Source organism: Ralstonia sp. Ralssp135, assembly GCF_047304345.1.
GTDB classification, from domain to species: domain Bacteria; phylum Pseudomonadota; class Gammaproteobacteria; order Burkholderiales; family Burkholderiaceae; genus Ralstonia; species Ralstonia chuxiongensis.
In genome coordinates this window covers 143,262-166,949 of sequence record NZ_JBGLYZ010000004.1, presented here as the reverse complement: position 1 = coordinate 166,949, position 23,688 = coordinate 143,262, and the positions used below count along the sequence as shown (strand labels likewise).

Annotated in this window: 18 protein-coding genes; 11 read left to right on the top strand and 7 right to left on the bottom strand. The window is 63.7% G+C overall.

The window, feature by feature from the left end; translation table 11 throughout:
* The first annotated feature begins 39 nt into the window (after nt 1-39).
* Both ACCD03_RS05510 and ACCD03_RS05505 read left to right on the top strand, forming a co-directional pair.
* Nucleotides 40-531: a hypothetical protein gene (locus ACCD03_RS05510; protein ID WP_045206066.1), complete on the top strand. Its 492-nt coding sequence runs from the start codon at nt 40-42 to the stop codon at nt 529-531.
* 211 nt (nt 532-742) lie between these two features.
* The gene (locus ACCD03_RS05505; protein WP_413411039.1) at nt 743-1,756 is read left to right on the top strand and encodes an MBL fold metallo-hydrolase; all 1,014 of its coding nucleotides are present in this window, start codon (nt 743-745) and stop codon (nt 1,754-1,756) included.
* Between the two features lie 15 nt (nt 1,757-1,771).
* On the opposite strand, the gene ACCD03_RS05500 is transcribed toward ACCD03_RS05505, so the two are convergent.
* From ACCD03_RS05500 to ACCD03_RS05490, 3 genes are read right to left on the bottom strand one after another with little or no spacing between them, the layout of a single operon-like run.
* A complete protein-coding gene (locus tag ACCD03_RS05500) occupies nt 1,772-3,049 on the bottom strand; it encodes a branched-chain amino acid ABC transporter substrate-binding protein (protein ID WP_413411038.1) in 1,278 nt (425 codons plus the stop codon).
* A gap of 25 nt (nt 3,050-3,074) precedes the next feature.
* A complete protein-coding gene (locus ACCD03_RS05495; protein WP_413411037.1) occupies nt 3,075-6,386 on the bottom strand; it encodes a carboxyl transferase domain-containing protein in 3,312 nt (1,103 codons plus the stop codon).
* Between the two features lie 13 nt (nt 6,387-6,399).
* A complete protein-coding gene (locus ACCD03_RS05490; RefSeq protein ID WP_413411036.1) occupies nt 6,400-8,103 on the bottom strand; it encodes an AMP-binding protein in 1,704 nt (567 codons plus the stop codon).
* A gap of 199 nt (nt 8,104-8,302) precedes the next feature.
* Between ACCD03_RS05490 and ACCD03_RS05485 the strand changes: the two genes are divergently transcribed.
* Nucleotides 8,303-9,013 carry a TetR/AcrR family transcriptional regulator gene (locus ACCD03_RS05485; RefSeq protein WP_325651805.1) on the top strand — a complete coding sequence of 237 codons (711 nt, stop codon included), beginning with the start codon at nt 8,303-8,305 and terminating at the stop codon, nt 9,011-9,013.
* Here the strand turns inward: ACCD03_RS05485 and ACCD03_RS05480 are convergent.
* On the bottom strand, nt 8,997-9,812 hold the full coding sequence (locus ACCD03_RS05480; RefSeq protein WP_045206072.1) for an MBL fold metallo-hydrolase: 816 nt from the start codon (nt 9,810-9,812) through the stop codon (nt 8,997-8,999). The two genes, ACCD03_RS05485 and ACCD03_RS05480, sit on opposite strands and share 17 nt — an antisense overlap.
* Nucleotides 9,813-10,062: 250 nt before the next feature.
* Here ACCD03_RS05480 and ACCD03_RS05475 point away from each other — a divergent pair, with 250 nt between their 5' ends.
* Nucleotides 10,063-11,544, top strand: a complete 1,482-nt coding sequence (locus ACCD03_RS05475; protein WP_413411035.1) for a DEAD/DEAH box helicase — start codon at nt 10,063-10,065, stop codon at nt 11,542-11,544.
* Nucleotides 11,545-11,569: 25 nt separating this feature from the next.
* Here ACCD03_RS05475 and gluQRS read toward each other — a convergent pair whose 3' ends face one another.
* Together gluQRS and ACCD03_RS05465 are read right to left on the bottom strand one after the other, a co-directional pair.
* Complete coding sequence (gluQRS, locus tag ACCD03_RS05470; protein WP_413411034.1) at nt 11,570-12,514, bottom strand: tRNA glutamyl-Q(34) synthetase GluQRS; 945 nt, start codon at nt 12,512-12,514, stop codon at nt 11,570-11,572.
* Between the two features lie 62 nt (nt 12,515-12,576).
* A complete protein-coding gene (locus tag ACCD03_RS05465; protein WP_413411033.1) occupies nt 12,577-13,479 on the bottom strand; it encodes a LysR substrate-binding domain-containing protein in 903 nt (300 codons plus the stop codon).
* Nucleotides 13,480-13,585: 106 nt separating this feature from the next.
* On the opposite strand from ACCD03_RS05465, the gene ACCD03_RS05460 reads away from it, so the two are divergent.
* Both ACCD03_RS05460 and ACCD03_RS05455 read left to right on the top strand, forming a co-directional pair.
* On the top strand, nt 13,586-14,284 hold the full coding sequence (locus ACCD03_RS05460) for a pirin family protein (protein WP_253537987.1): 699 nt from the start codon (nt 13,586-13,588) through the stop codon (nt 14,282-14,284).
* A 77-nt stretch (nt 14,285-14,361) separates the two neighbouring features.
* On the top strand, nt 14,362-14,934 hold the full coding sequence (locus tag ACCD03_RS05455; RefSeq protein ID WP_253537984.1) for a flavodoxin family protein: 573 nt from the start codon (nt 14,362-14,364) through the stop codon (nt 14,932-14,934).
* 186 nt (nt 14,935-15,120) lie between these two features.
* Here the strand turns inward: ACCD03_RS05455 and ACCD03_RS05450 are convergent, their stop codons facing one another.
* A complete protein-coding gene (locus ACCD03_RS05450) occupies nt 15,121-15,969 on the bottom strand; it encodes a sulfurtransferase (protein ID WP_253539090.1) in 849 nt (282 codons plus the stop codon).
* 150 nt (nt 15,970-16,119) lie between these two features.
* Here ACCD03_RS05450 and dnaE point away from each other — a divergent pair, with 150 nt between their 5' ends.
* The 5 genes from dnaE (at nt 16,120) to ACCD03_RS05425 (ending at nt 23,684) form a co-directional block, all read left to right on the top strand.
* On the top strand, nt 16,120-19,638 hold the full coding sequence (gene dnaE, locus ACCD03_RS05445; RefSeq protein ID WP_325651796.1) for a DNA polymerase III subunit alpha: 3,519 nt from the start codon (nt 16,120-16,122) through the stop codon (nt 19,636-19,638).
* An 86-nt stretch (nt 19,639-19,724) separates the two neighbouring features.
* Nucleotides 19,725-20,792: a glycosyltransferase family 4 protein gene (locus tag ACCD03_RS05440; protein WP_325651794.1), complete on the top strand. Its 1,068-nt coding sequence runs from the start codon at nt 19,725-19,727 to the stop codon at nt 20,790-20,792.
* Nucleotides 20,789-22,069, top strand: coding sequence for an O-antigen ligase family protein (locus ACCD03_RS05435; protein ID WP_325651792.1), 1,281 nt, complete (start codon nt 20,789-20,791; stop codon nt 22,067-22,069). The genes ACCD03_RS05440 and ACCD03_RS05435 overlap by 4 nt, the downstream gene beginning before the upstream one ends.
* Before the next feature lie 12 nt (nt 22,070-22,081).
* Entirely contained in the window at nt 22,082-22,855 is a 774-nt protein-coding gene (locus tag ACCD03_RS05430; protein ID WP_045206080.1) for a glycosyltransferase family 2 protein, read from the top strand.
* Nucleotides 22,842-23,684, top strand: a complete 843-nt coding sequence (locus ACCD03_RS05425) for a glycosyltransferase family 2 protein (RefSeq protein WP_253537970.1) — start codon at nt 22,842-22,844, stop codon at nt 23,682-23,684. The genes ACCD03_RS05430 and ACCD03_RS05425 overlap by 14 nt, the downstream gene beginning before the upstream one ends.
* Nucleotides 23,685-23,688: the final 4 nt, after the last annotated feature.

The following is a 23,688-nucleotide window of genomic DNA, read 5'->3' as shown; positions in this document are numbered from 1 at the left end:
TTAAGGCGGTTTCTACCGTCAGTTCTAGTGAGGCAATAAATGAGCACACGTAAAGTCGTATCTCTTGCAGTTGCACTCGCACTTGCCACCGTAGCAGCCACACCCGCACTTGCCGTCACCGTTTCGCGTGTCGATGGTCAAGCCATGAACCCGAACGGCGAGCCGTTCTCGGTGACGGGCCAGACCACGTTGTCCAAGGGCTCGATCAGCGCCAATTGCACAGCGACCTTCACCGGTACGATCACGCCCACGGGCATCGTCAACATCACGTCCACATCGTTTACCGGCGGCGGGACGTGCGGCCTTATCTCGGGAACGACCCCGTGGACCGGCCAGGCCGACAGCACCACCCAGCTGTCGATCAACAACGCAGGGGTCAGCGTGTTCCTGCTGGGTAACTGTGGCCCCAGCAAGGTCGTGACCGCCTGGAACGACCCGAACTCGTCGCTCACGTTCACCAACGCACTGCTCACGCCGGACTGCACGGTGAGCGGCACGGTGGTATCGACGCCGAAGTTCCACGTGCAGTAAGCACGTACCCGGTTGACGGGCGGTTGCGCAGCCGCCGTCGATTGGTCTGAAGCATGGGCCCGGCATGTCGGGCCTTGTTTCTTTTTGCGGGCCGGTTTTCTGTCTGAGCAATACCCCTGTCGCCAATGGCGGCAACGCAATGTGCTGGGCGGTGGCATGATCCGGCTTCCGCCGCTGCACCGGGGCAGCGGTCTTTCCCAGGAGCCAAGACATGCGTTTGCTCACCTCTGCCGTCGTGGCCGCCACGATGGCGGCGTCCATCGGATTTGCCCACGCCCAAACCGCAACATCGGCTGTGGCTGCCACCGCTGTCAGCACCGCCGCTACGCAACAACGTACCCAGGTGCCCGGCTATTACCGCATGGCGCTGGGCGACGACGTTGTGACCGCCCTCTACGACGGCTACACCGATCTGCCCGCCAAGACCTTGCTTGGCCTAAATGCGAAATCGGTGCAGAGCTTGCTGGCGCGGATGTTCGTATCGAACACGCCGGGCATGCAGACGGCGGTGAACGGCTTCCTGATCGACACAGGCGCCAAGCGCATCCTCGTCGATACGGGTTCGGGCACGTGCTTTGGCCCGACGATGGGCGGTTTGGCTGGCAACGTCCGTGCGTCCGGTTACCAGCCGGAGCAGATCGACGCCGTGCTGCTGACGCACCTGCATCCGGACCACGCATGCGGCCTCTTGACGCCGCAAGGCCAGCCGGCGTTTCCGAACGCGCAGGTGTATGTGGCCGCGCCGGAAGCCGATTTCTGGCTGAGCGAAACGATCGCCGCTTCCAAGCCGACCGACATGCAACCGTTCTTCAAGATGGCACGTGACTCGGTGGCGCCATATGCCGCCGCGGGTAAGCTCAAGCAGTTCAAGCCGGGCGACGAGGTCGTGCCGGGCGTACGCTCGGTCGTCGCCAACGGGCATACGCCGGGGCACAGCGGTTACCTGTTTGCATCAAAGGGACACAGCCTGCTGGTGTGGGGCGATATCGTGCACAGCCACGCGGTGCAGTTCCAGCACCCGGAGGTCGCATTCGAATACGACGTCGACAAGAAGGCCGCCGTTGCCTCGCGCCGCAAGCTGTTTGCGGAAGCGGCGCGGGACAAGCTCTGGGTGGCCGGCGCACATCTGCCGTTCCCGGGCCTGGGGCACGTGCGCCGGGACGGCAACGCCTTCGCCTGGGTGCCGATCGAGTACGGCCCGCTGCGCACGGACCGCGCTGATTGATTTTGGATTGATCGGTTAAGCGCCCGCCGGCCGCTTCATCTTGCAAGTGGTCGGCAGGTCCAGGTCTTTGGCCGGGGTTGTGCTCTCGGTTTTGTGGCCCCATTGGGTGCCGTCGTAGCCGACCTTGACGGTCTTTCCGTCCACCGGGGCGATGGTCGATACCACCTGGGGCAGCAACAACTGGTGGTCGACCTTACGCATCGTGACGTCACCCAGAAAGCTCTGTTTCTGCATGCCTTCCAGTGCCAGCGCAATCTTCAGCGGATCGGTGGAATTGGTTTTGCGGATGGCGTCCGTCACGAGTTCGACGGACAACACGGTGCGCGGCGCGAAGTGCTCGCCGGCGGGCGTCTGGCGCACGCGCGCATCCATCTGCATCAGTTGCGCGTTGCCGTTGCCAGGCGTCCATTCAGACACCCACGTCACCTTGCCGATCTTGGCCTGCGACACCGCCAACACCGTGCCCGGGGCGCCCGCGCCGCTGTGGTTCAGATAGCGCACGTCGTAGCTCATGTCGCCAGCGGCCTTGATGAGCAGGTTCAGGTCTTGCCCCCAGTTGCCGGTGAGGAGTGTGTCGGCGCCCGTTGCCTTGGCCTTCGAGACGTAAGGCGCGAAGTCCTTCACCTTGCCGATCGGGTGCAGCGTCTCTCCGGTGAACTGCACGTCGGGCCGCGCGGCTGAGATCATCTGCTTGCCCAATGATGCCCACAGCCGCCCGTGCGCGTAGTCCTGGTTCAGCGAGTAGACCTTGCGGATATCGGGCTGCGTCTTCACGAAGTTGGCCAGCGCGCGCATCTTCATCGCGGTGTTGGCTTCGGTGGCGAAATGCCAGAAGCTGCAATGCGCGCCCGTCAGGTCAGGGTCGATCGATGCGTAGTTGATGATCAGCACGCGCTTGGTCGGATTGCGCTCGTTGTGCTTGGTGGCGGCATCCACCATGGCGGCCACCACGGAAGAGCCCGAGCCGCCGGTGAAGACGATCTTCGCACCCGCATCGATGGCGCTTTGCAGGGCCGATAAACTGTCTTGCGCCGACAGCTTGTTGTCATAGGTCGACAGCTCGTAGCGGGCGCCGTTCAGCACGCCCTGCGGTTGTGCGTTGGCGTCGTCGATGCCGAGTTTCAGATTCACCAGAAACTGCTCGCCCACATTCGAGAGCGGCCCGCTCAGTTGATCGATGAACGCCACCTTGATCGGGGCCGGGTCGGCGGCGTAGGCCAGTGGTGCGCACGAGAGCGCCCCGGCACAAGCCAATGCGGACAAGGGACGGGCAAAGCGGATCACTGCGGGCATGTCTCCTCCTTGTGTGTGTTCTCGTCTACCAGGTGTCGATGAAGCGGCGCGTGGCTGGGTCGCGCGCGTGCCGCGGCTGCGCAGGCGGCGTCGATTGCAGCCCGCGCAACAGCCAGCGGCGCGTATCGGCCGGGTCGATCACTGCGTCGATTTCGAGATAGCTGGCGATGTTGAGCGCGCGGCCTTCCTCGTAGGCGGCATCGACCATCTTGCGGAACAGCGCCTCGCGCTCGGCAAGGTCTTCCACCGCTTCCAGCTCTTTGCGATAACCCAGGCGGATGGCGCCTTCGATGCCCATGCCGCCAAACTCGCCGCTCGGCCACGACGCGGTGAAGAACGGCGCGTGGAAACCGCCCGCCGCCATGGCCATCGCCCCAAGGCCGTAGCCTTTGCGCAGCACGACGGTGAAGAAGGGCACGCGCAAGTTGCCCGCCGTTACGAACATGCGGCTGACGTGGCGTACGGTGGCGGTTTTCTCCGCGTCCGGCCCGACCATGAAACCCGGTGTGTCGCACAGCGAGACGATGGGCAGATCGAACGCGTTGCACAACTGCATGAAGCGCGATGCCTTGTCGGCCGCCGCAGAATCGATGGCGCCGCCCAGGTGGCGCGGGTTGTTGGCGATGCAGCCGAAGGCGCGGCCTTCGATACGGATCAGCGCGGTGATGATGCCCACGCCAAAGGCTTGACGCAGCTCCAGCAAGGAACCTGTATCGGCCAGCGCGTCGATCACGGCGCGCATGTCGTAGCTGCGCATGCGGTTTTCGGGAATTACGTGGCGCAGGTGGCGCACGTCGCCGGCTTCCCAGTGGGTGAGCGGGCCCTGGAAATAGCTCAGGTAACGGCGCGCGACATCCACGGCTTCGGTTTCGTTTTCGACCAAGACATCGATCACGCCATTGGGCGCCTGCACGCTCACGGGGCCGACCTCTTCGGGCGCGTAGATGCCAAGGCCGCCGCCTTCGATCATGGCCGGGCCGCCCATGCCGATGGTCGCGTCGCGCGTGGCGATGATCACGTCAGCGCAGCCCAGCAGCGCAGCATTGCCCGCAAAGCAGCGGCCCGACACGATGCCGACGGTCGGCACCAACCCCGAGAGGCGCGCGAAGTGAATGAAGGTGGGGCAGTCCAGGCCGCTGACGCCGCGCTTTTCAGTGTCGCCCGGCCGGCCGCCGCCGCCTTCGGCAAACAGCACAACGGGCAGCTTCCATTGCTGCGCCAGCTCCAGCGCGCGGTCGGTCTTCTTGTGGTTGAAGGTGCCTTGTGTGCCAGCCAGCACGGTGTAGTCATACGCGAGCACCATGCAGCGCGCGTCCTGATCGGGAAAATGCGTACCGTTGACGGTGCCAATGCCGGTGATGATGCCGTCAGCCGGTGTGGCGCGAATCAGGTCATCGAGGGCGCGTCGCTGGCGTTGCGCGGCGATGGCGAGAGCGCCGTACTCGATGAATGAGCCGGCGTCGCACAGCTGGTCGATGTTCTCGCGCGCGGTGCGCTGGCTGGTCTTGCGGCGGCGGGCAACGGCGTCCGGGCGGTTCGCGTCGAGGCCGAATGCGTGGCGGTCGATAACGGCCTGCAGGTCGGGGCGAATGCGCTCGAGGTCGATCTCTGCGTCGGCAGCAGCGTCGTCGTGTTGTGCATCGCTGGGCTGAAGCACGGCCAGCGGCTGGCCCTCGCGTACCGTTGCGCCCGGCTGAGTGCAGACCTGCAGCACGCGTCCGGCCGCGGGCGCGATGACAACGTGCTCCATCTTCATCGCTTCAATCACAGCCAGGACTTCGCCGCGTGCGACCGTGGCGCCGGCTTCTGCGTGGATCTGAATGAGCGCGCCATCCATTGGCGCGGTGAGGACTTCAGCGTCGTCAGGAAGCTCGTCGACGAACGATGTTGCGGGCATGAGGTCGATGGTTGCGACCGACGTGGCGTGCAGCGCGGGATGGGCTTCGCCATTGCCGGCGGCCAGTTCGGCGAGCTTCGCATCGAGGAACTGCGTGTGCACGGCGTTGGCCTGCACGTCGGCATCGCGCAGCAAGTCTTGCAGCAGACGCTTGTTGGTGGCCAGCCCTTCGATGCGGAATTCGCACAGCGCGCGGTACGTCTGTGCCAGCGTCTGCGCATACGTGCCGTGCGGCGCGTGGACGATCAATTTGGCCAGCAGCGAATCAAAGCGCGGGTTCGGACGGTAGCCCGCATACCCGCAGGTGTCGACGCGCACGCCAGGGCCATTGGGGGGTTCGAATGCGGTGAGCGTGCCGGTGGACGGATGCGGTTGTCCGGATGCGTCAATCGTCTCGGCATTGATGCGCACTTGCACGGCGTGACCGCGCGGCGTGATCGGCCGGGCAAGCCCTAGGTCGGCGAGCGAAGCACCTTGCGCCAGGGCCAGTTGCGTCATCACCAGGTCGACGCCCGTCACCATCTCCGTGACGGTGTGCTCGACTTGCACGCGCGGGTTGGCTTCCATGAAGTAGAACGTGGCGTGCGGCGTGCCCGCGCCTTCCACGAGGAACTCGAATGTGCCAATGCCGGTGTAACCCGCCGCTTTGGCGAGCGTGACGGCAGCGTCAGCGATGCGCGTGCGCAGGGCGTCGTCCAACGCGGGGCTGGGCGCGATCTCGACCAGCTTCTGGTGACGGCGCTGCAGGCTGCATTCACGCTCACCGAGATGCACAACGTTGCCATGTGCGTCTGCAACGATCTGGATTTCGACATGGCGCGGTGCGGGCACGAGCGCTTCCACATAGACGTCGCCGCCACCACCCGCGGCGGTGGCTTCAGAAACACAGCGCGCATACGCGTCGGCAATCGCCTGCGCATCGTGCACCGCGCGCATGCCGCGTCCGCCGCCGCCGGCCACGGCCTTGATCATCATGCCGTGTGAGGGTGGCAGCGCGGCGAAGAAGGCGCGCGCATCTTCAAGCGTGGTCGCGCCTTGCGTGCCGCTGACGATGGGAATGCCAGCCTCGTGCGCAAGCGCCCGCGCACGTGCCTTGTCGCCGAAGAGATCGAGCACGCGCGGTGACGGTCCGATGAACTGCACGCCGGCCTGCGCGCACTGGCGTGCGAAGACAGGGTTCTCGCTCAGGAAGCCATAGCCGGGATGCACCGCATCGGCGTCGACGGCGCGTGCGGCCGCAAGGATGGCTGCGCCGTCGAGATATGCGCGCGGGCCGGTGCCGGGCAAGGGCACAGCTTCATCGGCGCGCAGTGGATGCAGCGCGTCGCAATCGTCTTCGGAATAAACAGCGACGGAGGGCAAGCCCATCGTGGCGGCTGCGCGGGCAATGCGAATGGCGATCTCGCCGCGATTCGCGATCAGCAGTTTGCGAAACTTCATGGAACGGTGTGGGTTAGATCTGTTCAGCGAGTGGTGCGAGGTCCTGCTTGCGCACCTTGCCGGTGGCCGTGAGTGGCAGCGCGTCGACGATGCGCACGACGGGCACCTTGTAGATGGCCATGTTCTCGCGGCACCAACTGGTGAGGGTGGCGTCATCCAATGTACCGACGGCCTCGGGCCGCAGCATCACGAAGGCGACGGGAAGCTGGCCGCGTTGTTCGTCGGCGCGGCCTACCACGGCAGAACCGAGGATGGCCGGATGCTTGCCAAGCATGGCTTCGATCTCCGCCGGGAATACGCTCATGCCGTTGACCTTGAGCATCTCCTTGCGGCGGCCGAGATAGTGGACGTAGCCGTGTTCGTCGATGCAGCCGATGTCGCCAGTGTGAAACCAGCCATTGCGCAGCGTTTGCGCGGTGGCGTCTGGCTTGTTCCAGTAGCCTTTGAGCAGCGTCGGCGTGCGCACGCAGAGTTCGCCTTCGGCGCCGATCGGCATCAATTCGTGCGTGTCGAAGTCGCAAATCTTGAAGTCGGTGCCCGGCACCGGCAACCCGACGAAAATCGGTTGCGATCGCAGGTCGAAATCGTCGTCCTGCATGCCGACCGTGAAGCTGTTGCAGGTCTGCGTTTCCGTCATGCCCCAGGCGCTCTCGGCCATCATCGAGCCGGTCAGTTCACGCCACGCACGACGGTATTCGGGGTTGAGCTTTTTCACGAACGACGACACGCCCGTATGCCGCAGCGAGCGTAAGTCGTACGCATGCACACGCGGATGCGCCATCACCTCGGCCGCGCTGTCGACAAGCATTGAGCCGTTGGTCACGCGGTAGCGCTGCACGCCAGCCATGAAGGCTTCCGCATCCCAGCGCGCGAGCAGCACCAGCGGCACGCCAAGGAAGGCGGGGAAGATCAGCCCGGTGTTTTCGCCGGCAATCCAGAACTGCGGATAGAAGCTGAGCATCACCGTGTCGGCATCCGCGCGCAGCGACACGGCTGAGAACGCGGCAGCCATATCCACCATGTCGCCCTGCGTGTGGATGCAGCCCTTGGGCAGCCCCGTCGTGCCGCCGGTGTAGTTGAGCGCGGCAACCGCATCGAGTGAGGCAGGCGGCAGGGGAATCGGCGTGGTCTGTGCCAATGCGGGCAACAAGTCGATTGCATCGTCGCAGGTCAGCGGCGGCTCGGTCAGCATTGCCGGGAGCGGCAGCGTCGGCTGTGCGGGCAGTACGTCTGCGTAACGGGTGACGAAGACGTGCTCGATCGATGTTTCGGCACGCACGTCACGCACCAGCGGCATGAGGCGATCGAGTGCGACGATGGCGCGCGGTGTCGCGTCGCTCAGCGCATGCATCAACTCCGCTCGCTGCGACAGCGGGCTGATCGGCACATACACGGCGCCCAACTTGAGAATGCCGAAAAACACCGCATTGAATTGCGGGCAGTTGGACAGGAACACCGCAACGCGGTCGCCCGCGCCAATGCCGTGTAGCGCGAGCAGCGCGGCGAAGCGGTCGGAGAGATCGTCGAGCTGGGCGAACGTCGTGTCGTGCCCGTAAAAGTGGATGGCCGGTTTGTCTGGCGTGGTGCGCGCCCAGTGCCGCAGATAGTCGGTGAGGGCAGCGCGCCCGATCGGGTAATGCGGCTCGCGGGGGGTATCGACCGGCCATGCGCGCGCCCAGAGCGCGCGAACGCGGCCGAGATACTCGGACTCGTCCATCGCCAAAGCTTGTCTCCGTTGGGTTGTGCAGTGCGTGCACACGGCGCGCCGCACTATCTATACTAGAAAGTAATTTTTTATACCAACGGGTAAGAATATAGAAAGCGTTCTTTGATGCGTCAAGCATTTAAGAGCAATGATGTCGCCAGATGCGCGTATGCCACGGCGCATACGCGGGCGACATGCGAAAATACGCGCCATGTCCATCGTCCGCAAATCTGCCGTTCCCGACGTGCAACCGTCTGCTGAAGCCGAGGCCCCCGAGGCCTCTGGCGTCACACTGCCAGTCACGCGCCCGCACATCGCCGAGCGGCAGGAGGCCCGCCGCCGGCAGATTCTCGACACAGCCGCGCAGCTCTTCTTCACCAAAGGCTATGCCGGCATGACGATGAGCGACCTGTGCAGCGCGCTGGGCGTGACCAAACCGGCGGTGTACTACTACTTCACCGACAAGTACGAGATTTTCGACATTCTGTGTCGCGAGGCCGCGCAGGTGTGTCTGTCGGCCATCCGTGAGACCGCCGACCCGGCGCTGCCCGTGCGGGAGCGCCTGCAGGCGTGTCTGCTGGAAATGGCGCGTCGTTGCATCGACTGCCACTACGCCGCGGCGCTCACGTACCGCGATCGACAATACCTGCGCCCCGAAACGGTGGAGTGGCTGCACGGCATGTCGCGGGCGTATTACCGCGATCTCTATGCGCTGCTCGACGAGGGCAAGCGCGCCGGCGTGTTCGACTTTGGCGATGCGCGCGTCGCGGCGCACTCGATGGGCGGCGTGATGGGGTTTATGTATACGTGGCACGATCCGTCGCGCATCGACGCCGGCGTACTGGCGCACGAGCTGTCGAGCGCCATGATGAAGATCATTCTGCCGGCCGCTCCGGCATCTGGCGTTAAACGCGCGTCTTGAGCGTCGCGCCGGCCGGCGCCTTCGGCAACGCAGGCAGGCGGAAGACTTCGGGCGTCATCAAGTCGATGCCGCAGTCGAGCGTCTCAACCCAGTCGATGAACCGGTTGACCATGGCTTTGCCATGGAAGGCTTGGCCGTGCTGCGGCACGATCCATTCAATATCGAGCCCTCGCACCATCTGCGCCCACAGCCGGCACACGCGGTTGCCGCTCATGTAGCGGCGGTGGAAGGGCGCCATCAGCGGCAGGTGCGCGTCAAAATCTTCCACGGGCTTGGCGGCCACATTGGCGTGCACCATCGACGCCCCCAGATCGCCTGAGAACAGGATGCGCGACACCGGATCGTAGAACTGGAAATTGCCTTCCGAATGCAGGAAGTGCGCCGGCACCGCCAACAGATGCGATTGCCCCAGCGGAATCGCCATGCCCGTATCCGGGATCGGCACGATGCGGCCTTCGGTTTTGCCGACGCTGCAGAAGTGGGGCAGAAAGCGTTCCCACACGCGCGAGATCAGGATGTCGCAGCTTGAGCTCGTCAGCCACCGTCCCGCCGAAGCGACGATGTCGGGGTCCGCATGCGAGGCCAGCACGTAGTCGAGCTGCTTGGGCGGAAAGTACCGGTTCATCGCCAAAAACAGCGCGTTGTAGGTCATCTGACCCCCTGGGTCGATCAGCGCGCCGTGGCCGTGATCGACGATCAGGAATTGGTTTGTCTGCACCGGCAGGTCATCGTGATCGTCGACCAGGTCGGAAAACATCAGGCAGACGTGCTCGGGCGTTTCATAGAGCGTGGTGACCATGGGAGAGCGCAGCCGCGGTTGGAATGCTCCGATGGTCGCGCAGGGCGGGGCGGCCACACTTGATCCGTGTCAAGGCAGGTGTGACGCCGGCGTTGGCCTGGGTGGCCGATCATCCGGCCCGGGCTGAGTCTCACGTGATAAACTCTTGATCTTTAACGCTTTGCGCGAGCCGCACGCGGGTTTTCCGCTTGGGTCTGGCGCGCCGCCATGCCAACCGGCATGCCGCATCTCCCCTATGAATACTGCAACGATGTCTGAAGCGTCAGAAGCGCCGGCCAATGAATCGGTGACATTCGACAGCTTCGGCCTGCATCCGGACGTCCTCCGCGCGCTGACCGAAAGCGGTTACACCAAGCCCACACCCATTCAGGCTGCCGCCATTCCGGTGGTGACCGCCGGCCGCGACGTCATGGGCGCAGCGCAAACCGGCACCGGCAAGACCGCCGGTTTCTCGCTGCCGATCATCCATAACCTGCTGCCCGACGCCAACACGAGCGCGTCGCCCGCGCGTCATCCGGTGCGGGCGCTGATTCTCACGCCCACGCGCGAGCTTGCCGACCAGGTGTACGACAACGTCGCCAAGTACGCGAAATACACGGCGCTGCGCTGCGCCGTCGTGTTCGGCGGTGTCGACATGAACCCGCAGACGGAGCAACTGCGCCGCGGCGTGGAAATTCTTGTTGCCACGCCGGGCCGTCTGCTCGATCACGTGCAGCAGCGCAGCGTGAACCTCTCGCAGGTGCGCATGCTGGTGCTGGATGAAGCCGACCGCATGCTCGACATGGGCTTCCTGCCCGACCTGCAGCGCATCATCAACCTGCTGCCGGCGCACCGCCAGACGCTGCTGTTCTCGGCCACGTTCTCGCCCGAGATCAAGAAGCTGGCCGCCAGCTACCTGCGTCATCCGCAAACCATTGAAGTGGCACGCAGCAACGCCACGGCAGAGAACGTCCGCCAGGTCATCTACACGGTGCCGGACAACCACAAGCAAGCGGCGCTCGTGCATCTGCTGCGCCAGCGCGCAGAGCAAGGCCTGCCGCGCCAGTGCATCGTGTTCTCCAACAGCAAGATCGGCTGCTCGCGCCTGGCGCGCGCGCTGGAGCGCGAAGGCATCAACGCCAACGCCATCCACGGCGACAAGACGCAGACCGAGCGCATGCAAACGCTTGAAGCGTTCAAGCAAGGTAACGTGGATGTGCTGGTCGCCACCGACGTGGCGGCGCGCGGTCTCGATATCTCGCAGATGCCGTGCGTGATCAACTTCGACCTCCCGTTCAACGCGGAAGACTACGTGCACCGCATCGGCCGCACGGGTCGTGCCGGTGCTTCCGGTGACGCACTGTCGCTGTTCGGGCCAGGCGATGAGCGTTTCCTGGCCGACATCGAAAAGCTGATCAAGCGCAACCTGCCGCGCGAGCAACTCGCTGATTTCGATCCGACTGGCGAACAGGCGCGTGACCGTGAACGCCGTGAGCGCGATGAAAAGCGTGCCCGCAGCGAAGTCCGCCGCTCCCGCGAGCGCGACGATCGCAACGGTGCCCGCGTGTTGGATCACACGATCGTGCGCCCGCCGTTCCGCCCATCGGACGACCCGTTCTTCAATCGCCCGTACGAATCGTCTCTGCCAGCGGAATCGGCAGAAGCTGCCAAGCCGGCGCAAGCGACCGGGCACCCGCGTACCGCCAAGCGCCCGATTGCGGCGCTGCTCGGTGGCGTGCCGCGCAAGCGTTAAGTCAGTCTGTCGAAAACGGCGGCAACTATGCCGCCGTGGTCAATCGTGCAAGGCGATTGGCCCATGCCGGGACGGCGTCCCGGTAGAACTCCTCCACATCCCCAGCACGAATGTCCAGCCCGAGGTGCTGTGCCGCTTCCGTTAGCGCGGCCAGCGGTTGACTGCGGTTGATGGCGCGTGCGCCCGTCTGCTTGCTGAGTTTCTCGCCGTCGGCGTTCACCACCACGGGCACGTGCAAGTAGCGCAACGCCGGCAGCCCAAGCAGCTGCTGCAGATAGATCTGGCGCGGCGTCGAGTCGAGCAGGTCGGCGCCCCGCACGACGTCCGTGATGCCTTGCGTGGCATCGTCCACCACCACCGCAATCTGGTACGCCCACATGCCGTCCGCGCGCTTGAGCACGAAGTCGCCTACGGCTTCAGCCAGGTTCTGGCATTGCGTGCCTTGCAAGCGATCGTTGAAGCAGATGGTGGCGGCATCGGCATCCGGCACACGCACGCGCCAAGCGCGCGGCGGACGGCCGTGCAGCCCGTTGCGGCACGTGCCGGGATAGATCAGGGTCTGGTGACGCACATGCCCATTTGCGTCGATGCTGGTGACGGAGTCCGCAATCTCGCGGCGCGTGCAGCCGCACGGGTAGAGGCTGCCGTTCGCCTGCAGTTGCTCCAGCGCCTGTTCAAAGCGTGACAGGTGCGTGCTTTGCCACTGCGGCGCCTCGTCAGGAATGAGTCCGAGCACATCAAGTGTGGCGAGGATGTCGCGGTCGGCGCCGGGCACGTTGCGCTGGAAATCAATGTCTTCAATGCGCACGAGCCACGTGCCGCCATGTACGCGTGCATCCAGCCAGCTCGCCAGCGCGGTGACCAGCGAGCCGATATGCAACGGCCCGGTGGGCGAGGGCGCAAAGCGGCCCCTGTATTGGCCGCGCGACGACGTGGTGGATTCCGAAAAATCGAGATTGGCTTGGGACAACGCAACGCTCCAGGCGCAGAGGCCGATGCCGCTATTGTGCGCGATTTGTCCTCACGGGGCCCCTACTGCATCATCAGAGCCTGCCCCAGGCGCGGGTCTTCCAGCTTGTCGACCCACCATTGCAGCGCCTTGCCCCGCATGTTGTTGCGCCATGCAACCTGAAACGTGCCGGCGCGCTTGTCTTCGGTGGTTTCCTTGGCGATCAGCACGCCGGAATCCAGATACGGCTGCGCCAGTGGCACCGGCAGCCAGCCGCAGCCGAGGCCACGAATCTGCGCCTGCACCTTGTCTGCCATGGACGGCACCACCAGCGTGTCCTGTCCGGCCATCACGCCGATGGTGCGTGCAGGCAGATTGCGCGATGTATCTCCCACGGCAACGATGCGATGCCGCGTGATGGCGGTTGCCGGCAACGGCTCCTCCATTTGTGCCAGCGGGTGATGTGCCGCCACTGCAAAGATGAACGGAATGTTGCCCACCGTGCGCGTCTGGATGCCCTGTACCTGCATCACCTGTGCCGGCCCGATCAGCAAGTCCGCGCGGCCGGAGAGAAGGGCGTCCCACGTGCCGGCCAGAACCTCCCGGCAGAAGCGCAATCGCGTGGCGGTGTTTTCGGCGTAGAAGTCCTGGATGACGGGCATGAGTGCGCGAAAGTGCACGAGATCGTCGACTACGATGGTCAACGTGGCTTCCCATCCGGTGGCGAGGCGCTTGACGCGGCGCGCGAGTTCGTCGGCGGCCTGCAGCAGGTGACGGCCTTCGTCGAGCAATGCGCGGCCAGCGGGCGTGAGTTCCGCTCGGTGGCGGCGGCGGTCAAACAGCAGGACATCGAGATCGTCTTCCAGCTTGCGCACCACGTATGTGAGCGCCGACGGCACTTTGCCCAGTTCGTGCGCCGCGGCGGCAAAGCTGCCCTTGCGTTCGATCGCGTCCAGCACTTCCAGGGATTCCAGCGAGAGCACCATGTTCAGAATTTTTGATGTATTGAATCAAAGCTGTATCGCTTAACTATAGCCAATCTGCGTACCATTCACACATTGATGCAGTAATTTGGATAGGAGATTCATCAAAATGATTGAAATCCGCCCCTCTCAAGATCGCGGTTACGCAGACCACGGCTGGCTCAAGTCGTATCACAGCTTTTCGTTTGCCGATTACATGGACCCGGAACACGTTCAGTTCGGGCCGTTGCGCGTCATCAATGAAGACCGCGTCGCCGCTGGTATGGGTTTTGGTACCCATGGCCACCGCGACATGGAGATCATCAGCTACGTGCTGGATGGCGAACTGGCGCACAAGGACAGCATGGGCAACGGTAGCGTGCTGCGCCCCGGCGACGTACAACGCATGACGGCTGGGACAGGTGTGCGTCACTCCGAGTTCAACCACGCGCAGGACCAGGCCACGCATTTCCTGCAAATCTGGGTGCTCCCCGCACAGTTGAACCTCACGCCTGGCTACGAAGAACGCCATTTTGACGAGGCCGCCAAGCGCGGCAAGCTCGCCCTGATCGCCAGCACCGATGGTCGTGACGGTTCGGTGAAGGTGCACCAGGACATGGCGCTCTACGCCGGCAAGTTTGATGGCGCAGAAACTGCGTCCTTGGCCATTGCAGAGGGCCGCCGTGCTTATGTGCACGTGGTTCGCGGCAAGGTGAGCGTCAACGGTCGCACGCTGGTTGGCGGCGACGCAGCCAAGCTGACGCAAGAAGAGGCGGTGACGCTCTCGGGCGGCGAAGACAGCGAAGTGCTGGTGTTCGATCTGCCGTAATGTTCGTGGCGCACGCTGTGTGCGCCATTTTTCTTTTCCGTTGTTCCCCGCGGTACCCCAACCCCAAGAGGATTCCCATGGCACGAGTTGCAGTTGTTTATCACAGCGGTTATGGCCACACCAAGAAGCAGGCTGAGGCCGTGTTTGCGGGCGTGCAAGCAGCCGGCGCCGAAGCACACCTGATTTCGGTCACAGACGTCAACGATGACACGTGGGCGCTGCTGGCCGGCGTCGACACGATCGTCTTTGGCGCGCCGACCTACATGGGCGGCGTGTCGGGCGACTTCAAGAAGTTTGCCGATGCATCGTCCAAGGCGTGGTTCACGGGCGCGTGGAAGGACAAGATCGCCGCGGGGTTCACGAATTCTGCATCGATGAATGGCGACAAGTACGCGTCGATCCAGTACCTGTGGACGCTGTCGCAGCAGCACGGAATGATCTGGGTCGGCACGGGCATGATGCCGGCCAACAGCAAGGCCGCCACGCGCAACGACGTGAATTACCTGGCGGGCTTCGGCGGCGCTCTGGCGCAATCGCCGTCTGATGGGAGCCCTGAAGAGGGCCCGTTGCCGGGCGACCTGGAAACCGCCAAGCTATTCGGCGAGCGCATTGTTGCCATCACCAATCAGTTTGTGCGCGGCCGTCAGTAAAGCGGATCGCTCAAAGAAAAACGCCGGCATGTCCGGCGTTTTTTTATTGGTATGCCATGGCGGCTCAGAACCGCGTTCCCGCCCCGCAGAACATGCCGCGGTTGGAGCCACCCTCGCAGCTCGTCGCGCAGCCGGCCAATGCTGTCAGGCACATCGTTGTAACGACGAGGAGGGCGGCGAGGCGCTTCATGCGGCTGCGCGCGTTTGGCTGCCGGCGCAATGCGGGCAGCGCTGGCCGGGGATGTAGTCGGGGGACTGCTGTTCTTCCGGCGTCACCACAGCGCGGCAGGCGAAGCATTGTTTCGGGCCTGCTGGCAGCAGCTCAGCATTGAGAGCCGTGCGGTGGTCGAACACGAAGCAATCGCCGTCGTAATGGGCGCCGCCTACTTCCTCGAAATATTTGAGGATGCCGCCTTCGAGTTGATAGACGCGCTCGACGCCGATCTCCTGCATGTGGATCGCCGCCTTTTCGCAGCGGATGCCGCCGGTGCAGAACGACACCACCGTCTTGCCGGCAAAGTCGTCCTTGTGCGCGGCAATGGCGGGCGGGAATTCGGTGAATTTCTTGAGGTTGTATTCGACGACGTTCTTGAAAGTGCCGACGGCAACTTCATAGTCATTGCGCGTGTCGAGCATCACTACGGGGCGGCCCTCGTCGTCGTGGCCCTGATCGAGCCACCGCTTGAGGTCCGGCGGCGCAACCGACGGCGCGCGGCCCTCTTCCGGGCGGATCAGCGGGTGGCGCATGGTGATGATTTCTTTCTTCATGCGCACCAGCAGGCGGCGGAACGGCTGGTGGTCGGACAGGCTTTCCTTCGGTGCCAGGTCAGCAAAACGCGGGTCGGCGCGCAGCCAGCCCACGATGCCGTCAATGGCTTCACGCGAGCCGGCCAGAAAGATGTTGATGCCCTCGGGCGCCAGCAGCACGGTGCCCTTCAGCTCGCGCGCCTGGCACTCGGCCAGCAGGGCGGGGCGCAGGGTCTCGCGGTCATCGAGGGTGACGAATTTGTAAGCGGAAATATTGACGATCTGCATGTGCTGCCGCGCCATTTTTTGGCGCCTTGGGTAACCTGTTGATTCGTAAGCCGAAATTATAGCCGCCCGAGGAGCCGCCCGGGGTTGTCGATGGTCAATCGGACACGCCCCGAATGCTTTACGGAAGATGTCACCCGGTACAATACGCGGATGAATTCGCCGCGCTTCGTCCACCTCCGCCTCCACTCTGAATATTCCGTCGTCGATGGCAACGTCCGTCTGGACGATGCCGTCAAGGCCGCCGCCAAAGACGGCATGGGCGCCTTGGCGCTGACCGATCTCTCCAACGCCTTCGGGCTGGTGCGCTTCTACAAGGAGGCGCGCGGCAAGGGCGTGAAGCCTATCGTCGGCGCCGACGTGTGGATCACCAATCACGACGAGCGCGACAAACCGGCACGCCTTCTGTTGTTGGTGCGTGACAAGCAGGGTTACCTGAATCTGTGCCAGCTGCTGGCCCGTGCTTGGCTCTCCAACCAACATCGCGGCCGCGCGGAAATCGCCCCCGAATGGTTCGACGAGCCGGGCGTGGAAAACGCCCCCCTGGCCACTGGCCTGCTGGCGCTCTCCGGCGCCATGGGCGGCGACATCGGCATGGCGCTGGCCAATGGAAACGATGCGCTGGCGCGCAAGCTGGCGACGGATTGGTCGCGCGTATTTCCTGGCGCGTTCTACATTGAACTGCAGCGCGCTGGGCACCCTGGTACTGAGGCCTACATCCAGCAGGCGGTGAAGCTTGCTTCGGCCATGCAGTTGCCAGTGGTTGCCACGCATCCGGTGCAGTTCATGACGCCGGACGATTTCACGGCCCACGAAGCGCGCACCTGTATTGCGGAGGGCGAACTGCTCGCCAATCCGCGCCGTGCCCGTCGTTTCACGACCGAACAGTATTTCAAGACGCAGGACGAGATGTGCGCGCTGTTTGCCGACATCCCGTCCGCGCTGGCCAACGCAGTGCAGATCGCGCAGCGCTGCAACCTCAAGCTGGAACTGGGCAAGCCCAAGCTGCCGTTGTTCCCGACGCCCGATGGCATGTCGCTGGATGACTATCTCGTCCAGCTTGCCAAGGAAGGGCTGGAAAAGCGCATGGAAGTGCTGTTCCCCGACGAGGCCGTGCGTGAATCCAAACGCGCCGAGTATTACGCCCGCCTGGAATTCGAGACCGGCACCATCATCAAGATGGGCTTCCCGGGCTACTTCCTGATCGTTGCGGACTTCATCAACTGGGCAAAGAACAACGGCGTGCCGGTGGGGCCGGGCCGGGGCTCGGGTGCCGGTTCGCTGGTGGCGTACGCGCTGGGTATTACCGATCTGGACCCGCTCAAATACAACCTGCTGTTCGAGCGTTTCCTGAACCCGGAACGTGTGTCGATGCCCGACTTCGACATCGACTTCTGCCAGCACGGCCGCGACCGCGTCATCCAGTACGTGAAAGAGAAGTACGGCAAAGACGCCGTCTCGCAGATCGCCACCTTCGGCACCATGGCCGCAAAGGCCGCTGTGCGTGACGTGGGCCGCGTGCTTGATCTCGGCTACAACTTCGTTGACGGCGTGGCCAAGCTGATCCCGTTCAAGCCGGGCAAGCTCGTCACGCTGGAAGAGGCCAAGAAGGAAGAGCCGCTGCTGGCCGAGCGCGAAGCTAACGAAGAAGAGGTCAAGCAGCTCCTGGAACTTGCGCAGCGCGTGGAGGGCATGACGCGTAACGTCGGCATGCACGCGGGCGGTGTGTTGATCGCCCCGGGCAAGCTGACCGACTTCTGCCCGCTCTACACGCAAGGCGGCGAAGATGCCGGCGTCGTCAGTCAGTACGACAAGGACGACGTGGAAGCCGTCGGCCTGGTCAAGTTCGACTTCTTGGGCCTGACCACGCTCACGATCCTCGACTGGGCCGAGCGCTACATCCGCATGCTCGATCCGTCCAAGGCAGATTGGAACTGCAGCCAGATTCCGCTGACGGACAAGAAGGCGTTCGACATCCTGAAGTCGGCCAACACGGTTGCTGTGTTCCAGCTGGAAAGCCGCGGCATGCAGGGCATGCTCAAGGACGCCAAGCCTGACCGCTTTGAGGACATCATCGCCCTGGTGGCGTTGTATCGCCCAGGCCCGATGGACCTGATTCCGAGCTTCTGCGCGCGTAAGCACGGCCGCGAGAAGGTCGAGTACCCCGACCCGCGCGTCGAACCGGTGCTCAAGGAGACCTACGGCATCATGGTCTACCAGGAGCAGGTGATGCAGATGGCGCAGATCGTGGGCGGTTACTCGCTCGGCGGCGCTGACTTGCTGCGCCGTGCGATGGGTAAGAAGAAAGCCGAAGAAATGGCCGAGCATCGAGCGCTGTTCCGCGCGGGTGCGGCCAAGGATGGACTCTCCACCGAAAAGGCCGATGAAATCTTCGACCTGATGGAGAAGTTCGCCGGCTACGGCTTCAACAAGTCGCACGCGGCCGCATATGCGCTGCTGGCGTACTACACGGCTTGGCTCAAGGCGCATCACCCGGCCGAATTCATGGCAGCCAACATGTCGCTCGCCATGGACGACACCGACAAGGTGAAGATCCTCTACGACGATGCCCGGGGCAAGAACGGCCTGACCGTGCTGCCGCCGGATATCAACGCGAGCCAGTATCGCTTTGCGCCAACCGACGCCAAGACCATCCGCTACGGCCTGGGTGGCGTGAAGGGCAGCGGTCAGGGTGCGATCGAAGACATCCTGCGTGCACGCGAAGACGGCCCATTCAAAGATTTGTTCGACTTCTGCGAGCGCGTAGACCGCCGCCAGGTGAATCGCCGCACGATCGAAGCACTGGTGCGTGCCGGGGCCTTCGACAGCCTCCACGACAACCGCGCACAGCTGCTCGCCTCGATCGGCCTTGCCATGGAAGCCGCCGAGCAGAAGGCAGCGGCCGCCAACCAGGTGTCGCTGTTCGATCTGATGAGCGGCGACGACGCCGAGCAGCATCGCCCCGAACTGGTCGACGAGCCGGCTTGGTCGACCAAGCGCAAGCTGCAGGAAGAAAAGCAGGCGCTGGGTTTCTACCTTTCTGGTCACCTGTTTGATGAATGCCGCGACGAGGTGCGCCGCTTTGCACGCACGACGCTGGCTGATCTGGCCCGCGAAGTGACCGACAAGGGCAATGGCGGCGGCTACGGCAACCGCGATGCGCGTAACAAGACCGTGGCCGGTGTGATTGTCGGCCAGCGCACGCAGATGACGCAGCGCGGCAAGATGCTGATCGTCATGCTCGACGACGGCTCTGCCAGCGAAGCCACCGAAGTGACGGTCTTCAACGAAGTGTTCGAAGCCAATCGCGCGCTATTCAAGGAAGACGAAGTGCTGATCGTGCAGGGCAGTGCCCGCCACGACATGTTCACTGGTGGCGTGCGAGTGACAGCCGAATCTGTCATGGACATGACCCAGGCGCGCGTCAAGTTTGCGCGGGCGATTCGTCTGTCGATGAATGGCGATTCAACGGCGGCCAAGCTGCGCGACCTGCTCTCGCCGCATGTCGCGGCGGATGGCAATGGCGTCTCTGTGCGCATTAGCTACGTCTGCGAGCAGGCCCGCTGCGAAGCGGTGCTTGGCGACGCTTGGCGCATTGTCCCGAGCGAAGCGGCAATCGCCGCGCTGCGTCAGGCGCTGGACGCCGAGAACGTGGCAACGGTGTACGAGTAGTTCGAAGATGGCGCAGGGGGCGTCATCGCCGGGCAGCACAGGCTCGGCACGACTGCAGTCTCAATACGATTATTACTAGAGCATCCATGAACGTCGGAATCTCGTGCAACGCGCTGGGCTACAGCGGCGGCAGCGAGCGCTACGCGATGGACCTGGTGCGCGGCCTGCATGAGCGCGACATCCGTCCCGTGTTCTTCGCCAAGATGGTGGACAAGGCGCTTCCCGAATATCGCCAGGTCAAGGCCGTTGCATTGCCCACACGCAAGCTGCCGGGCAAATTGAACGACCACGCGTTCGGCTGGCTGGTGCGCTATCTGGCCAAGCGTGAGCACATCGATCTGATGATCGGCTGCAACCGTACAGGGGCATCGGATATCGCCATTTGTGGCGGTACGCACGTTGGCTATCTCAAGAGCTTTTCCAAAGAGGCCGCCTTCTGGGACCGCCAGCAGATTGCGCTGGAGCGCCGAGATTACGTACGCTCACACGTTGTCGTTGCGCACTCGCGGCTGATGGCGCAGGAAGTGCTGGACTATTACGACATTCCGGCGGCCAAGGTGAAGACGGTGTACCCGCCGGTGAGCGAGACGAAGTTCTCGCCGGTGGACGAGGCCGAGCGTCAGCGCCTGCGCGATGAGCTGGGCTTTGCGAAGGATCGGGTCACGTTTGTATTCCCGTCGTCGAGCCACAAGCGCAAGGGCTATCCGCTGCTGGAGGCGTTCTTCTCCAAGACGAATTTACCGGTACAGCTGGCGGTGATCGGACGGCCGGTGTCGTCGTCCTCGCCCAACATCCGCTACCTGGGATACCGCAAGGACATCGAGAACGTCTACCGCGCTGCGGACTACACGATCCTCGCTTCGCACTACGAGCCGTTCGGGCTGATCGGGGTGGAGTCCGTGCTGTGCGGGACGCCGGCCGTGCTCGCAGCCAATATCGCCTGCACCGAGGTGATCTCGGAACAAGGGGCGCCCACCTTCAATCTGGACGATCCAGCCACGCTGGCGCGCGCGATCGAAGCCGCTGTTGCCCGTGCGCAGGCCGGCCAGGCGCGCCTGGCGAATCCGCGTGAGCATCTGCGCTATGACCCCAGCATCACTGCTCACATCGATGCCTTGTTGGCGCTTGCACCTGGCGCGGGGACATTGCGATGAGCGGCTTGACGCAACGTAGCCGGACGCTGATATCCAGCGTGCCGGCGGCTCTGGCCGTGTTTGGAATCGCCATCCTGCCGGCCTTCATGCTGTCGGTGCGCGGCGCAGCGTTCCTGTCGTTCTTGCTGCTACTTGTGGCCGCGATCTGGTCGATGCTGGCCGCACCTGCAGACGTCATGAGCCGACTACGAACGATGTGGCGCGAACATCGCTGGCTGATTTTGGCCATGGCCGCCATGCCGACTGCGATGCTGATCAGTGCGCTACTCAATCCTGCCGCGCCGCGCAATGTGCCGTTTGCCTATGGCAGGCTTTGGTTGTTCGGATTGGTGCTGTTTGCGCTGTTGCAATTGCGTCCTAAACAGTTGGAGAGTGTGCAGTGGGGCTGCGTTGCAGGGGCCCTCGGTTCGGCGGTGTGGTCGTATCTTGAGCTGCGAGCGGGAAGAGCCGGCACTGTAGGCGCGTTTTCCAACACCATTCCGTTCGGCAACTTATCGTTGTTGATGGGATTGTTCGCGCTGATATCGATCGGTTGGGCGAAAAATGACGGTTGGCCTCTGATTGGACTGCGTCTGGCAGCGGGAGGCGCTGGACTCTATGCGTCGTACCTGTCCCAGGCGCGCGGCGGCTGGATCGCAATTCCCATCCTGCTGCTGATCGCCGTGGCGACGCTGCGGCATGTGAGTTGGAAGAAGCGAGTGACTGCCTTGCTGGTGTTCTTCGTGCTGTTGGCGGCGGTATGCGTATCGTCGAGTATGGTTCGTACTCGTTTCGATCAAGCAGTCAGTGATTTGCATGCCTATCAGGCAGGTCAGACTAATACCTCTGTCGGCATCCGCTTCCAGCTCTGGAAAGCGGCCACGCTGATGTTGACGCGCCATCCGCTCGCCGGGGTGGGAAGAGGCCAATTCGAGCCCGCTCTCAAGGCGATTCACGCGGAGGGCCTGATCACGCAGGAAGCGACTGCCTTCGAGCATGCACACAACGAGTTTCTATACAATGGCGCCACGCTTGGCGTGCTGGGCATCGGCGCATTGTTGGCGCTGTACCTGGTGCCTGCCGCGTACTTTCTGCGCGCCGCCCTGTGCGACGATCGCATCCTGCGCACCACGGGGGCGATGGGCCTCACGTTATGTGTCGGCTTCGTACTGTTCGGGCTGACCGAGGTGATGCTGATCATCGCGCAGACGGTTGTGTTCTACAGCGTGATGGTGGCCGTATTCACCGCGCATATTCATCGGCGCCGGCAGCAGCTTGGCGCCGCTCCTGTTCTCTGAGATCGCTTTCGCATGTCCGCATCCAATCGAGCCACGCTCGCCGTCATTATCGTCGCCAAGAACGAAGCCGCTGATATCGGCGACTGCATCCGTTCCGTGCGCGACTGGGCGGACGATGTCATCGTGTTCGACTCGGGTAGCACGGACGGCACACAAGACATCTGCCGCCAACTTGGTGCGCGCGTGTTCGAGACCGACTGGCCCGGCTACGGCGAACAATCCAACCGTGCCCTGCGCGAAGCCCGTACCGACTGGGTGCTCTCGCTGGATGCCGACGAGCGCATCAGCCCCGAATTGCGTGCCGAGATGATCGCCGTACTCGAGTCGGGCAGCTCGCACACTGTTTATTCGATGCCGCGCAGCTCGAGTTTTTGCGGCCGCTTCATGAAGCATTCGGGCTGGTGGCCGGACCGCATTCGTCGCTTTTTCAAACGCGAGCAGGTGACGTTCTTCGATGCGCCGGTGCACTCGCACCTGGTCTTCGAGGGGACGGTGGGTGACTTTCGCGCACCGATCATTCACTACTCGATTCCCGACCTGAAGGCTGCGCTCGACAAGGCCAACGATTATTCGACCGCCGGTGCGGCGGCCGCCTATGCCAAGGGCAAGCGTGCGTCGCTTGGCAGCGCGATCGGCCACGGGCTGTGGGCGTTCATCCGTACGTACGTCATCCAGCGCGGCTTCCTTGATGGCGCGGAGGGCTTCATGCTCGCCGTGTCGAACGCGGAAGGCACGTACTACCGCTACATCAAGCTGATGATGCTGCATCGTCATGGCAAGCGCTGAGCCGCCGCGTCGCATCGCTCTCATCGTTACGACGTATAACCGCCCGGACGCGCTCGCCCGCGTACTGGCAGGGTGTGGCGCACAGACTGACCGTGCATTCGACGTCGTCGTGGCCGACGACGGTTCGCGCGATGACACACGCGTAGCGGTTGAAACGGCCGCCAAGACCGCACCGTATCCGCTGCGCCATGTCTGGCACCCAGACGACGGCTTTCGTGCTGGTGAGATACGCAACCGCGGCGTGCTGGCGACGGATGCCGATTACCTCGTCTTTCTCGATGGCGATTGCGTGCCGCGTCCGGATTTTGTAGCCCGGCACCGCGCGTTGGCCGAGCAGGGGCGCCTGTTGTCTGGCAGCCGTATCCTGCTGGATGAAGCGATGACGCGTGAGGTCGTCGCCCAGCAGATCGATATCCACCTGAAGGACCGCGCGTATTGGTTTGCCGCCTGGCGCGCGGGCCGTGTCAACAAGTTCCTGCCGCTATTGGTGCCAGGTTTGCCGGTGCCGCGTACGTTCAAGGACACCAGCCTGCGCGGCATCAAAAGCTGCAACCTCGGTGTGTGGCGCAGCGATTTCGAGCGCGTGAACGGCTTCGATCAGAGCTTCGTCGGGTGGGGGCATGAAGACGCCGATCTGGTTGTGCGCCTATACAACGCCGGTGTGCGGCGCAAGCGCGGCTTCTGCGCGACCGAGGTCTTCCACCTATGGCATCGCGAACAATCGCGCGCGCAGGAGAGCCCCAATTATCAACGCATGATGGCTCGCCGGAATACCGACATCATCCGCGCAGAAGTCGGGCTTGCGGAACTGCGAGAGCAAGGCGCCTGAGCGG